Raw genomic sequence first — 12604 nt, 5'->3', positions numbered from 1 at the left:
TTCACAATCTTTGCCAAACCCCCCGCTCCACCTATCCCCAACCCCCCCCCCCCCCCCCCCACCCCCCCCGCCCCCCCCCCCCCCCCCGGGGGGGGGGGCCCGTCGGCCAACCGTTTCCACCCGCGCGTCAGCGCCTCCGCACGCCCGCCGCCAGCTCCCCGGCCAGCCCCCGCACGGCGTCCAGCCCGGCCGCCTCGTCGTCGCCCGCCTCCAGGATCCGCTTCACGAACGCCGAGCCGACGATCACGCCGTCGGCGAACCGCGCGACCTCCGCCGCCTGCACGGCGTCGGAGACGCCGAGCCCGACGCAGACCGGCAGGTCCGTGGTGGCCCGGGTGCGCGCGACGAGGTCCTCGGCCAGCGAACCGACCGCCGAGCGGGTGCCGGTCACGCCCATGACCGCGGCCGCGTACACGAACCCGCTGCCCGCCGCCGTGACCTCGGCCAGCCGGGCGTCCTTGCTGCTGGGGGCGACCACGAACACGGTGTCCAGCCCGTGCTCGTCCGCCGCCTTGCGCCACTCCTCCGACTCCTCCACCGGCAGGTCCGGCAGGATGCAGCCGGCCCCGCCCGCGGCCGCCAGGTCGGCGGCGAACCGCGCCACGCCGTAGCGGTCGACCGGGTTCCAGTACGTCATGACCAGCACCGCGGCGTCGGGGTGCGCGGAGGCGACCTCCTGGACGGTGCGCAGCACGTCCTTGATGCGCACGCCGCCGCGCAGCGCGATGTCGTCGGCGGTCTGGATGACGGCGCCGTCCAGCACCGGGTCGGAGTGCGGCAGGCCGATCTCGACCACGTCGCAGCCGCCCTCGATCAGGGCGTTGACCGCCCGGATTCCGCCGTCGACGGTCGGGAAGCCGGCCGGCAGGTAGCCGATCAGTGCGGCGCGGTCCTCGGCCTTGGCGGCCGCCAGGACGCCGCTGAGCTTCGATGCAGCCATGGTCAGTTACCCCCCTGGGCGTTGCCGGCGCCCGGCTCGTCGTACAGGCCGAAGTACTCGGCGGCGGTGTGCATGTCCTTGTCGCCGCGCCCGGAGAGGGAGACCAGGATGGTGGCCTCCGGTCCGAGCTCGCGGCCGAGTTCCAGGGCTCCGGCGAGGGCGTGGGCGCTCTCGATGGCCGGGATGATGCCCTCGGTGCGGGACAGCAGCCGCAGCGCCTGCATCGCCGCGTCGTCGGTGACGGGGCGGTACTCGGCCCGGCCGGTGTCCTTCAGCCAGGCGTGCTCCGGGCCGACGCCCGGGTAGTCGAGGCCGGCCGAGATCGAGTGCGACTCGATGGTCTGGCCGTCCTCGTCCTGGAGGACGTAGGTGCGGGAGCCGTGCAGCACGCCCGGGTCGCCCTTGGTGAGGGTGGCGGCGTGCCGGGGGGTCTCGGCGCCCTCGCCGGCCGCCTCGCAGCCGATCAGGCGCACGTCGGCGTCCGGGATGAACTCGTGGAAGATGCCCATCGCGTTGGAGCCGCCGCCGACGCAGGCGACGACGGCGTCGGGCAGCCGCCCGGTGCGGTCGAGCACCTGCTGCCGCGCCTCGACGCCGATGATCCGGTGGAAGTCGCGGACCATCATCGGGAACGGGTGCGGCCCGGCGACGGTGCCGAACAGGTAGTGGGTGGAGTCCACGTTGGCGACCCAGTCGCGGAACGCCTCGTTGATGGCGTCCTTGAGGGTGCGGCTACCGGACTTGACGGCCACGACCTCGGCGCCGAGCATCCGCATCCGGGCGACGTTCAGCGCCTGGCGCTGGGTGTCGACCTCGCCCATGTAGATGGTGCAGTCGAAGCCGAAGAGCGCGCAGGCGGTGGCGGTGGCCACGCCGTGCTGGCCGGCGCCGGTCTCGGCGATGATCCGGGTCTTGCCCATCCGCTTGGTGAGCAGGGCCTGGCCCAGCACGTTGTTGATCTTGTGCGAGCCGGTGTGGTTGAGGTCCTCGCGCTTGAGCAGGATGCGCGCGCCGCCCGCCTCGGCGGAGAAGCGGTGCACGTCGGTCAGCGGGCTGGGGCGCCCGGTGTAGTCCTTGAGCAGCGCGTCCAGCTCGGCGGCGAAGGCCGGGTCGGTCTTGGCCTTCTCGTACTCCTCGGCGACCTGCTCGACCGCGGCGACCAGCGCCTCGGGGATGAAGCGGCCGCCGTACGCGCCGAAGTATCCGCGCGCGTCCGGCACCTGGGCACCGGGCAGGTAGTCCTTCTCGGACATGTGGTTTCCCTTGGGGAGTGGGACGACAGTGACGTCTGATCGGCTGGGGTCAGCCGCGCGTCACGCGCCATCGCCGTCCCGGCACCTGCCCGGGCTCACAGCCGATCACGTACCGCACCCGACGCCCCAGCACCCGGCGTGCGGGCGCGCGGCAGCCGCGCGGGCGGCAACCGGGGGCGAGTCGGGCGGCGATCTTCATCGGGCTGTGTCAGTCCTTGTGCCGGACGGCCGGGTGGGCCCCCGCGGCGACCAGGTCGGCGACCGCGGCGCGCGGGTCCTTGCCGGTCACCAGGGACTCGCCGACCAGCACCGCGTCGGCGCCGAGGTTGGCGTAGTTGATCACGTCCAGCGGGCCGCGGACCCCGGACTCGGCGATCTTCACGATGCTGTCCGGGATGGCGTGGACCACGTTCCCGAAGGTGTTGCGGTCCACCTCCAGGGTCTTCAGGTTGCGGGCGTTGACGCCGATGATCCGCGCCCCGGCGTCCACCGCGCGCTTGATCTCCTCCTCGTCGTGCACCTCGACCAACGGGGTGAGGCCGATCGACTCGGCGCGCTCGATCAGCGACACCAGGGCCGACTGGTCGAGGGCCGCGACGATCAGCAGCGCGAGGTCGGCGCCGTGCGCGCGGGCCTCCCACAGCTGGTAGGCGGTGACGATGAAGTCCTTGCGCAGCAGCGGGGTGTCCACCGCGGCGCGGACGGCGTCCAGGTCGGCGAGCGACCCGCCGAAGCGGCGCTGCTCCGTCAGCACGCTGATCGCGGCGGCACCGCCGGCCGCGTAGTCGCGCGCCAGGGCGGCCGGATCGGCGATCGAGGCCAGGGCGCCCTTGGACGGGCTGGAACGCTTGACCTCGCAGATCACCCGGACACCGTCGCCCTTGAGGGCGGCGACGCCGTCCTTGGCCTCCGGGGCCTTGGCGGCGCGCTCCTTCAGCTCGTCCAGGGAGACCCGGGCCTGCCGCTCGGCGAGGTCCTCGCGGACCCCTTCGATGATCGAGTCGAGCACACTCACTCAGGAGCCCCCATCGTTTCTGCCAGTTGGCCAGCGAGAGCCGGGCGGGCGGTGACCCGCCGGCTCTTCGATGGTATCGGCACCCGGGAGCGCGGGGCGCATCCGCCCGGCGCGCGTCTCGCGGACCGGACCGCCGCTCCGGCGGCCCTCAACTGCGGCTTCACCGCTTCTCCACCCGTCGGCGGGCCCGGCCGCGGACCCGGCGCTCAGACCAGCGGGGGCGCCAGACCGGCTCCGACCGGCGAGTTCCGCACCACGGTGAACACCAGCACGAGCAGCGCGATCAGTGCCCAACGCCGGCCTCCGACGGTGACCCGGGGCGGCGGCCCCCCGGTCAGGGCGGCCCAGGCCCAGCGCAGCCAGAGCACCCCCAGCACGCCGAACAGCAGCACGGCGGCGGCGTTGTCGTGCAGGGCCCCGGTGAGGTCGCCGTGGGTGAGCGCGTGGACGCAGCGCAGCCCGCCGCAGCCGGGGCACCACCAGCCGGTGGCCGTCAGGAACGGGCAGTCCGGGTAGTGCCCGGGGCTGTTGGGGTCCACCACGGCGACGTACGCGGTGGGGACGGCCACCGCCGCCAGCGCGGTCAGCGGCGGGCCGAGCCGGCGCAGCACGGGCGGCGGGGCGGAGGCGGTGGGGGCGGCGTTCACGCCCCGATTCTGCCCGCGCCCGGGCCCGGACACGACGAAACGGCGGGCGCGGCGCGCCCGCCGTTCGGTTGTGCGAAAAGGCGGGTCGTACGGAGGACGGTCGGGCCCCCGTACGGAGGGGTGGTCGTCAGGCGGCGACGGCGGCGGCGACGCGGGCCTCGTGGGCCGCGACCTGCTCCTCGGTCGACTTGTAGACGTTGGTGCTGGGCTGCTTGCCCATGCCGGCCATCGCCATGGCCTTGCCGACCACGCCACCGGCCACGACGACCGCCAGGCCGGCGCAGACGAGGAGCACCGACGGCAGGATCATCGCGACACCGGCGATGCCGAAGCCGACGAAGGAGATGACGACGCCGGTCCAGGCGGCGGGGGTGTGGCCGTGTGCTGCTGCTGCCATCTGAGTGGTGCTCCTTGGCTCTCGGGGCCCGGCCGGGCCTGCGGGGCCGCCGGCGGGTTGACGGAGTCCATTGTGCCGGGCCACACACCCGCCGCCCAAAGCGGGTGGCGGGTCTATCGCGTCACATGTGCACGTCGGGCGGCCGCGGGGCGCGCGCGGCGGGTCGAGGGGCCCGCAGTGGCGGTGGCACCCGGCGCCGGGGCCGTCCGCCGGGGCGGGTGGGCCTCAGACCGCCGTGGGGTCCTCGCCGCGGTCCAGCGCCTTCCACAGGTCGCCCGGGGTCTCGGCCTTGGCCGCGGTCCTGGCCGGGGCCTTGCCAGTCGGCGCCTCGTAGCGGCTGCCCATGGCGGGCCAGCCGCGGCCGTAGCGCAGGGTGAGCAGTCCGGCGAGGGCCAGCAGCACGCCGCCGACCAGCGCGACCCAGGGCCAGGCCGTGTGCGAGACCCCGGTGGCCGCCGAGCCGGTCAGCGCGAGCTTGCGGGCCGCCTCGGCGTCCAGCGCGGCGGTGTCGCCCGCCCCGGCGACCGACGCGGCGGCCGCGCCGATCCCGGCGAACAGGGTCAGCGCACCGACCGCCAGCCGTCCCGCGCCGCGCACCGCGAACACCGCGACGGCCGCGGCGAGGCCCACCAGGGCCAGCCCGCCGGGCAGTTCGGAGATCCGGCCGCCGGTGACGGCGACGTCCAGGGTGCCCGCCCGCCCCTCGGCCCAGGTCCGCCCGGCCGCGGTCAGCACCAGGACGGCGCTCAGCACGGTGAGCAGCAGCATCACGCCGAGCGTGCGGCGGCTGGGGGCGGCGGGGGCGGGGGTCTGGTCAGCGCTCACCCGTCCACTATCCCCCGACCGACACCCCGGTCCGCACCCGGGGTGGGGGGCGGGGCGGAGGACGGCGTGGGGAAGGGGTCCGTCCGCAGCACCACCGTCCGCCAGCCCAGCGACAGGAACAGGTCGTTGCCGAACGGCACCCGCTCGGCCTCCCGGTACACCCCCTCGGGGGACGGCGCGCTGTGCACGGTGCAGACCGCCGCCGCCGGGTCGACCACCACGTAGAGCGGCACCCCGCTGCGCGCGTACGCCCGCCCGGCCTCCGCCAGGCCCGGCCGGGCCACCTCCAGCACCGCCTCGACCCCGGCCGCGCCGAACCGGCCCCGCTCGCCCCGCACCGCGTCCGGGGCGAGCACCGCCAGGTCGGGGGCGAACACGGCGGGCTCCCGGTCCGGGCCGCCGGGCGCGGCCGGGAAGTCCACCGCCACGCCGGACAGCACCCGGCCGTGGCCCGCCGGCTGCTCGCCGAACTGCCCGGCCGCGCTCAGCACGACCTCCCAGCGCAGCTCGTCGTACGGCACCTCGGGCATCCGGGCCGCCTCCTCAGCTCAGGACAGTTCCGGCCTCCGCAGCGTATTGGCGGTGGCGACGGCCCGCAGCACGGCGGCCGCCTTGTTGCGGCACTCGGTGTCCTCGCCGTGCGGGTCGGAGTCGGCGACCACGCCCGCGCCGGCCTGCACGTACGCCGTGCCGTCGCGCAGCACCGCGGTACGGATCGCGATCGCGGTGTCGGAGTCCCCGGCGAAGTCCAGGTAGCCGACGCAACCGCCGTACAGGCCGCGGCGGGTGGGCTCCAGCTCCTCGATGATCCGCATCGCCCGCGGCTTGGGCGCGCCGGAGAGCGTGCCGGCCGGGAAGCAGGCGGTCAGCACGTCGAAGGCGCTCCGCCCCGGCGCGACCCTGCCGGTCACGGTGGAGACGATGTGCATCACGTGGCTGTAGCGCTCGATCTGCATGAAGTCGACCACCTCGACGCTGCCCGGCTCGCAGACCCGTCCGAGGTCGTTGCGGCCGAGGTCGACCAGCATCAGGTGCTCGGCCCGCTCCTTGGGGTCGGCGAGCAGCTCGGCGGCGAGCGCCGCGTCCTCGTGCGGGGTGGCGCCGCGGTGCCGGGTGCCGGCGATCGGGTGCAGCATCGCCTCGCCGTCGGTGATCTTGACCAGCGCCTCCGGGCTGGAGCCGACCACGTCGAAGCCGCCCTCGGCGGTGCCGTCCGGCCCCGGGAAGCGGAACAGGTACATGTACGGGCTGGGATTGGTGGTGCGCAGCACCCGGTAGACGTCCAGCGCGGAGGCCGGGCAGGGCGCCTCGAAGCGCTGCGAGGGCACCACCTGGAAGGCCTCGCCGGCCCGGATCCGCTCCTTGATCTCGTTCACGGCGGCCCGGTACGGCTCGCCGCCGAACGGCGAGTCCACCTCGCCGGGGCCCGCCGGGGTGAAGGTGGCCAGGCCCGGGTCGACCGGCTTGAGCAGGTCGGCCTCCATCGCGTCCAGCCGGCCCACCGCGTCCGCGTAGGCCTCGTCCACGCCGGTGGCCAGGTCGTTGTGGTTGACGGCGTTGGCAATCAGCAGCACGGTGCCGTCGGCGTGGTCGAGCACGGCGAGGTCGGTGGCCAGCATCATGGTCAGCTCGGGGAGCCCGAGGTCGTCCGGGTTGAGGTCGGGCAGCTTCTCCAGCCGGCGGACGATGTCGTAGCCGAGGTAGCCGACCAGGCCGCCGGTGAGCGGGGGCAGGCCGTCGTCGGCGTGCCGCGGGGTGTGCAGCGCCTCCAGGGCGGCGCGCAGCACCTGCAGCGGGTCGCCGCCGGTGGGGATGCCGACCGGCGGGGTGCCGAGCCACCGGGCGTCGCCGTCCCGGTCGACGGTGAGCGTGGCGGCGCTGCGCACGCCGACGAAGGAGTAGCGCGACCAGCTGCGGCCCTGCTCGGCGGACTCCAGCAGGAAGGTGCCGGGCCGCTCCTCGGCGAGGCTGCGGTACAGACCGATCGGGGTGAGGCCGTCCGCGAGGAGCCTGCGGGTGACCGGGATGACCCGGGTGTCGACGGCGAGCTTGCGGAAGGCTTCGAGGTCCATGCGGGGCGGCACCTTCTTGAGTTCTGTGAGTGGACGGGGGGTCAGGAGAGCGGGAGCACGTCGGCGTCGAAGCAGGTGCGGTCGCCGGTGTGGCAGGCCGCGCCGGTCTGGTCGACCTTGACCAGCAGGGTGTCGCCGTCGCAGTCCAGTGCCACCGACTTGACCGCCTGGACGTGGCCGGAGGTGTCGCCCTTCACCCAGTACTCGCGGCGGCTGCGGCTCCAGTAGGTGCAGCGGCCGGTGGTGAGCGTGCGGTGCAGCGCCTCGTCGTCCATCCAGCCGAGCATCAGCACCTCGCCGGTGTCGTGCTGCTGCGCGATGGCCGGGAGGAGGCCGTCCTCGGTGCGCTTGAGGCGGGCGGCGATCTCGGGGGCCAGGGCGGTGGTGCCGGGAGTGGCGGGTGTGGTGGACATGGGGCCCATTGTGTCAGCCCGGTGGTCCGTCCCGGCGGGTCCGTCCGGCCGGTGGTCCCGGTGGTGCCGCCCGTCCGGGGCGAGTTCGGCCAACCGCCTGCCGGGCGGCCCCTTCGTGGGCCATCCTCGTGGCCATGACGCCCGAGCAGCCGCCCGCAGCCGCCGCCTCCCGCCCCTCCCGCGGCCTGGTCCTCACCGTCGTCGCCGTGCTGGTCGTCCTGCTCGCGGTGGTGGCCACCGCGGCGCTCTGGCCGGACGACAGGAAGCCCGCCGCCGCGCCGCCGCCGACCCCCACGGCCACCCCGACGCCGACGCCCACCCCGACGCCCACCCCCACCCCGACCAAGCCGCAGCCGCCGTACGCCTTCTTCCCGGTCGGCACCTGCTTCGACCACCCGCAGCTGAGCCCGGTGATCACCCGGGCCGAGGAGCGCCCCTGCGGCGGCGAGCACGACGGCGAGGTGATCGCCGACCTCAAGCTGGCCGACAACCTGACCGGCGAGATCCCGATCGCCCTCGCCATGCGGGACGGCTGCAAGGAGGCCGAGGCCGCCGCCAAGACCAGGCAGGCCGACGGGAAGTCCTACTACGGGCGCCAGTTCGGCCCGGCCCTGGTCAACTACCAGCAGGGCTGGCGGGACTACACCTGCACCCTCACCGCGAGCAACAAGCAGGGCGGCCCCAAGCTCACCGGCCACCTCCGCCCCTAGGGCCATAGGCTTCCACCATGTCGAACCACGCCCTCGCCGAACGCCACCGCCTCGCCGAACTCCTCACCGCCGCAGGGCCGGACGCCCCCACGCTCTGCGCCGGCTGGACCACCCGGGACCTCGCCGCCCACCTGGTGATCCGGGAACGCCGCCCCGACGCGGCGGCGGGGATCCGGATCACCGCCCTGGCCGCCCGGACCCAGCGGGTGCAGGACGACTACGCCGCGCGGCCGTACGAGGAACTGATCCGTCTCTTCCGTGCCGGCCCGCCGGTCTACTCGCCCTTCGCCCTGCCCGGCGCGGACGAGGCGGGCAACACGGTCGAGTACTTCGTGCACGCCGAGGACGTCCTGCGGGCCGTCGAGGACTGGACCCCCCAGGCCGTCCCGCCCGGCCGCGCCGAGGCCCTGTGGCGCCGTCTCCCCATGATCGCCCGCTTCGAGGCCGGCCGCCGCTCCCCCGTCCGCCTGGTCCTCGCCCGCCCCGACGGCCGGTCCCTCACCGTCGGCCCGGCCGGCGCCCCCACCGTCCGGATCACCGGGGACCCCGGCGAGCTGGTCCTCTTCACCTACGGCCGCGGCGACCGCACCGCCCTGGACGTGGACGGCGCCCCCGACGCCGTCGAGGCCCTCCGCCACGCCCTGCCGCTGCCCCCGAAGTAGACGCCCGGGCGCGTCCCGCACGAACGGGGGAAGGCCGGCATCGCGCCGTGCGGGCGGACGGGTGACGGCGGGTCCGCCGGCCGGGGCTTCCCCCCGGCCGGCGGACCCGCCGTCGTGAACTCCGTCACCGCGCCGGTTCCGTCCGGCCGCCGGTCACCAGCCGCCGGAGCCGATCTCGGTGCGGGTGCTCAGGCCGCTGCCGGTGCCCTTGTAGAGGTAGAGCTTCCCGGTCTGGCCCGGGTCGGAGTCGACGGCGGCGAGGTCGCCGATGCCGTCGCCGGTGAAGTCCGCGCCCGCGTAGTCGGAGATGCCGTTCCAGCCGCCGGTGCCGATCTCGACGCGGTCACCGAGGCCGTGGCCGGTGCCCGGGTACAGCCACAGCTTGCCGGTCGACTTCTCGGTCGCGACGATGTCGTCCTTGCCGTCCTTGGTCATGTCTCCGGGGCTGACGATCTTGTTCATGCCGTTCCAGCCACCGGAACCGATCTCCACCCGCTTGCCCAGGGCCCCGCCGAGGCCGGGGTAGAGGAAGAGCTTGCCGGTGGAGTTCTCGCTCGCCACGACGTCGGCCACGCCGTCGCCGTTGAAGTCGCCCACCGCGGTGTTGTTCATGCCGTTCCAGCCGCCGCTGCCGAGCTCGATCCGGCCTTCGACGCCGTGGCCGTTGCCCGGGTACACCCAGAGCTTGCCGGTCGACTTCTCGGTCGCCACGATGTCGTCCCCGCCGTCACCGTTGAGGTCGCCCACGGCCAGGTTGCTCATGCCGTTCCAGCCGCCGTTGCCGATCAGCACCCGGCTCCCCAGCGCGCCCCTCCCGTTGCCCGGGTACAGCCACAGCTTGCCGGTCGACACCTCGACGGCCACCAGGTCCTTCTTGCCGTCGCCGTTGAAGTCACCCGCCGTCAGGTTCGTCATCCCCGGGTCGGCCGGCCCGGCCGGGTACGGGTCCGCGTGGTCGGTCGAGAGCCCGGTGCCGGGGCTGCAGGTCCACGCGCCGGCCCCCTGGTCGGCGAGGATCTTCTCGGCGATCAGGATCTGTTCCTTCTTGGTCGCCTGGTGCGGATAGGCCGCGTACTGGGTGCCGCCGTAGTGCTGCCAGTTGTACTCGGATATCTGCAGGCCGCCGTAGTAGCCGTTCCCGGTGTTGATGGACCAGTTGCCGCTGCTCTCGCAGGCGGCCACCTTGTCCCAGGTGGCGACCGACGCGGCGCCGGCCGTGCCGGCGAGGGCGAGGGGCGCGAGGCCCAGTGCGAGGACGGCCAGGCTCTTGCGCATGCGGGTCTGTGCGGACATGGGTGTGCTCCCCCTGAAGTCGGTGCTGGCGTACGTGGGTTCGGGACGGTGCCGGTTCGCTCGGCGGCTCACCAGCCGCCGGAGCCGATCTCGGTGCGGGAGCTCAGACCGCTGCCGGTGCCCTTGTAGAGGTAGAGCTTCCCGGTCTGCCCCGGGTCCGAGTCAACGGCGGCGAGGTCCCCGATGCCGTCACCGGTGAAGTCCGCACCCGCGTAGTCGGAGATCCCGTTCCAGCCGCCCGTACCGATCTCGACCCGGTCGCCCAGACCGTGGCCCGTGCCCGGATACAGCCACAGCTTCCCCGTCGACACCTCGGTCGCGACGACGTCGTCCTTGCCATCCTTGTTCATGTCCCCCGGGCTGACGATCTTGTTCATCCCGTTCCAGCCACCGGAACCGATCTCCACCCGGCTCCCCAGACCACTGCCCGTCCCCGGGTACAGCCACAACTTCCCCGTCGCGTTCTCACTCGCCACGACATCGTCCTTGCCGTCACCGTTGAAGTCACCCACCGCGGTGTTGTTCATGCCGTTCCAGCCACCGGAACCGATCTCCACCCGGTCCCCCACACCGCTGCCCGTCCCCGGGTACAGCCAGAGCTTCCCCGTCGACTTCTCCGTCGCCACGATGTCGTCCTTGCCGTCCCGGTTCAGATCACCCACGGCCAGGTTGCTCATCCCGTTCCAGCCACCGTTGCCGATCAGCACCCGGCTCCCCAACGTCCCCGTCCCCGTCCCCGGGTACGACCACAGCTTCCCCGTCGACACCTCCACCGCGACCAGGTCCTTCTTGCCGTTCCCGTTGAAGTCACCCGCCGTCAGGTTCGTCATCCCGGGGTCGTTCACCGGGGCCTTGGCGGCGACGTCGACGTAGTTCCGGTCGATGTTGATGGTCGTCCCGCCGTGTGACTCCGTGACGTTGCCGGCGTACTGGTGGACGCGCTGGTGGTTGGACCAGTACCCCGCCGGGATGTAACTGTCTTCGGTGTCCGCGGCGTTGTTCCAGTTCGCGGACCACGCCACGTCGGGGCGGTCGAAGCCGGTCGAGTTGTAGGCGGCGGCCATGTCCTTGATCCCGCTGGACGAGGAACTGTAGACGCCGGAGCGGAAGTTGAGCTCGTGCAGCCGGCCCGTCCAGCCCGACAGGTAGTTCAGCACGTTGGTGCGGTAGCCGGGCGAGTAGTCCTCCATGTCGGTGTAGAGCACCGTGCCGGTGGTGAAGCCCAGGCCCTTGGCCAGCTTCACGGCGGCCTCCGCCGCGGCCCGGCCCTGGCCCTCGGCACCCGAGGAGGAGATCCCCGCGGCCTGGGTGCCCGCGTAGACGGGCAGCAGGTGCCAGCCGGCGCCGCTCTGCTGCGCCACCCACGACGCGGTGAGGTTGTTCTGCGCGCAGACCCGGGTCGGACCGCCGATGTAGATGCCCACACCCCGGTACGGCGAGGAGGCCCAGTCCGCCATCGCACCGGAGGACGGGGCCGCGCAGGCGTCGAACGCCTTGCCGGTGTAGCCGGTGCTCGGCGTCTCCGAGGCGGCCGCCGACGCCGCGGCGGGCGCGGCGAGAGCGCCGGGGGCGGCCTTCGGCGGCTGCGGCGCCGGGGCCGCCGTGGCGCCGTCGCCGATCGAGGCGGAGGCGAGGATGCGCTGCACCGCGGCGGCCGAGGCCGAGGCGTGACTGGTGGTCACATAGACGCCGGCGCCTTCGAAGGCCACCCGCGCCTCCTGGCCGTCGCTGTCCGGCAGGGCCGGGACACCGTGGCCGGCGGGCACCGCGACGGTAGTGAGGTCGGAGCGCTCGGCAGCGCCGGCGAAGGTCTCCACGACCAGCGCGTCCGCCTTCTCCCCGATCAGGTGGGTCGGGCAGTTCTGGTCCGCGCCGGGGTGGCCGAGGTAGACGGTGTTCCGGTCGAGCCGGACGCAGGTGTCGGGTGCCTGGGCCAGGTCGACCACCGACCAGGCCGACGGCACCTGGAGCGAAAGCCCGTGGTACACAACGGTCTTGACGCTCTGCCCGGCGGTGGCAGCGGAGTCGGCACCGGCGGGCTCCGCCGCCTGGGCGGCGGCCTGTCCCAGCGGCAGGGTGGCGGTGAGGGCACCGGCCGCCACGGCGAGCGCGGCGACACCCCTCAGACGGTGGTGGTTCACGGATCTCTCCAGGGAGACGGGCAGGGCGGAGCCGCCCGGGGACGGATCCGGGCAGGGCGGCGCGCACGGCAGGTCGGGGGAGGTGAGTGGGAAGGTGAGCGGGAAGGGCGGGGGGGGGGGGGGGGGGGGGGGGGGGGGGGGCGCCCCCCCCCCCCCCCCCGCCGCCCCGCCCGCCCCCCCGCCCCCCCCCCGCGCGGGGGGGGCCCCCCCGCGCCCCCCCCCCCCCCGCCCCGGCC

General features: G+C 74.3%; 14 protein-coding genes. 2 read left to right on the top strand and 12 right to left on the bottom strand.

Annotation, left to right across the window (positions count from 1 at the left end; all coding sequences use genetic code 11):
* Positions 1–127: 127 nt before the first annotated feature.
* From trpA to hisI, 10 genes are all read right to left on the bottom strand, one after another.
* Complete coding sequence (gene trpA, locus ACIRST_RS14040; RefSeq protein ID WP_350522441.1) at positions 128–940, bottom strand: tryptophan synthase subunit alpha; 813 nt, start codon at positions 938–940, stop codon at positions 128–130.
* A 2-nt stretch (positions 941–942) separates the two neighbouring features.
* Positions 943–2193, bottom strand: coding sequence for a tryptophan synthase subunit beta (trpB, locus tag ACIRST_RS14035; RefSeq protein ID WP_350522442.1), 1251 nt, complete (start codon positions 2191–2193; stop codon positions 943–945).
* A 49-nt stretch (positions 2194–2242) separates the two neighbouring features.
* Complete coding sequence (gene trpM, locus ACIRST_RS14030) at positions 2243–2392, bottom strand: tryptophan biosynthesis modulator TrpM (protein WP_396547533.1); 150 nt, start codon at positions 2390–2392, stop codon at positions 2243–2245.
* Between the two features lie 9 nt (positions 2393–2401).
* Entirely contained in the window at positions 2402–3208 is an 807-nt protein-coding gene (gene trpC, locus ACIRST_RS14025; protein WP_350522443.1) for an indole-3-glycerol phosphate synthase TrpC, read from the bottom strand.
* A gap of 206 nt (positions 3209–3414) precedes the next feature.
* Complete coding sequence (locus ACIRST_RS14020) at positions 3415–3855, bottom strand: DUF2752 domain-containing protein (RefSeq protein ID WP_350522444.1); 441 nt, start codon at positions 3853–3855, stop codon at positions 3415–3417.
* Positions 3856–3982: 127 nt separating this feature from the next.
* Positions 3983–4252: an HGxxPAAW family protein gene (locus tag ACIRST_RS14015; RefSeq protein ID WP_350522445.1), complete on the bottom strand. Its 270-nt coding sequence runs from the start codon at positions 4250–4252 to the stop codon at positions 3983–3985.
* Positions 4253–4477: 225 nt separating this feature from the next.
* The gene (locus ACIRST_RS14010) at positions 4478–5077 is read right to left on the bottom strand and encodes a TIGR02234 family membrane protein (RefSeq protein WP_402802437.1); all 600 of its coding nucleotides are present in this window, start codon (positions 5075–5077) and stop codon (positions 4478–4480) included.
* The gene (locus ACIRST_RS14005) at positions 5074–5607 is read right to left on the bottom strand and encodes a Uma2 family endonuclease (protein ID WP_402802436.1); all 534 of its coding nucleotides are present in this window, start codon (positions 5605–5607) and stop codon (positions 5074–5076) included. The genes ACIRST_RS14010 and ACIRST_RS14005 overlap by 4 nt, the downstream gene beginning before the upstream one ends.
* Positions 5608–5625: 18 nt before the next feature.
* Positions 5626–7149: an anthranilate synthase component I gene (locus tag ACIRST_RS14000; RefSeq protein ID WP_402802435.1), complete on the bottom strand. Its 1524-nt coding sequence runs from the start codon at positions 7147–7149 to the stop codon at positions 5626–5628.
* 41 nt (positions 7150–7190) lie between these two features.
* Entirely contained in the window at positions 7191–7562 is a 372-nt protein-coding gene (gene hisI / locus ACIRST_RS13995; RefSeq protein WP_396547545.1) for a phosphoribosyl-AMP cyclohydrolase, read from the bottom strand.
* Between the two features lie 134 nt (positions 7563–7696).
* Here hisI and ACIRST_RS13990 point away from each other — a divergent pair, with 134 nt between their 5' ends.
* Both ACIRST_RS13990 and ACIRST_RS13985 read left to right on the top strand, forming a co-directional pair.
* The gene (locus ACIRST_RS13990) at positions 7697–8272 is read left to right on the top strand and encodes a hypothetical protein (protein WP_350522450.1); all 576 of its coding nucleotides are present in this window, start codon (positions 7697–7699) and stop codon (positions 8270–8272) included.
* Between the two features lie 17 nt (positions 8273–8289).
* Complete coding sequence (locus tag ACIRST_RS13985; RefSeq protein ID WP_350522451.1) at positions 8290–8934, top strand: TIGR03085 family metal-binding protein; 645 nt, start codon at positions 8290–8292, stop codon at positions 8932–8934.
* A 153-nt stretch (positions 8935–9087) separates the two neighbouring features.
* Here ACIRST_RS13985 and ACIRST_RS13980 read toward each other — a convergent pair whose 3' ends face one another.
* Positions 9088–10227, bottom strand: a complete 1140-nt coding sequence (locus ACIRST_RS13980) for an FG-GAP-like repeat-containing protein (RefSeq protein WP_350522452.1) — start codon at positions 10225–10227, stop codon at positions 9088–9090.
* A gap of 68 nt (positions 10228–10295) precedes the next feature.
* Complete coding sequence (locus tag ACIRST_RS13975; RefSeq protein ID WP_402802433.1) at positions 10296–12368, bottom strand: glycoside hydrolase domain-containing protein; 2073 nt, start codon at positions 12366–12368, stop codon at positions 10296–10298.
* Positions 12369–12604: the final 236 nt, after the last annotated feature.

Source organism: Kitasatospora sp. NPDC101447, from assembly GCF_044767225.1.
Taxonomy (GTDB): domain Bacteria; phylum Actinomycetota; class Actinomycetes; order Streptomycetales; family Streptomycetaceae; genus Kitasatospora.
This window is presented reverse-complemented; position numbering and strand designations above follow the sequence as displayed.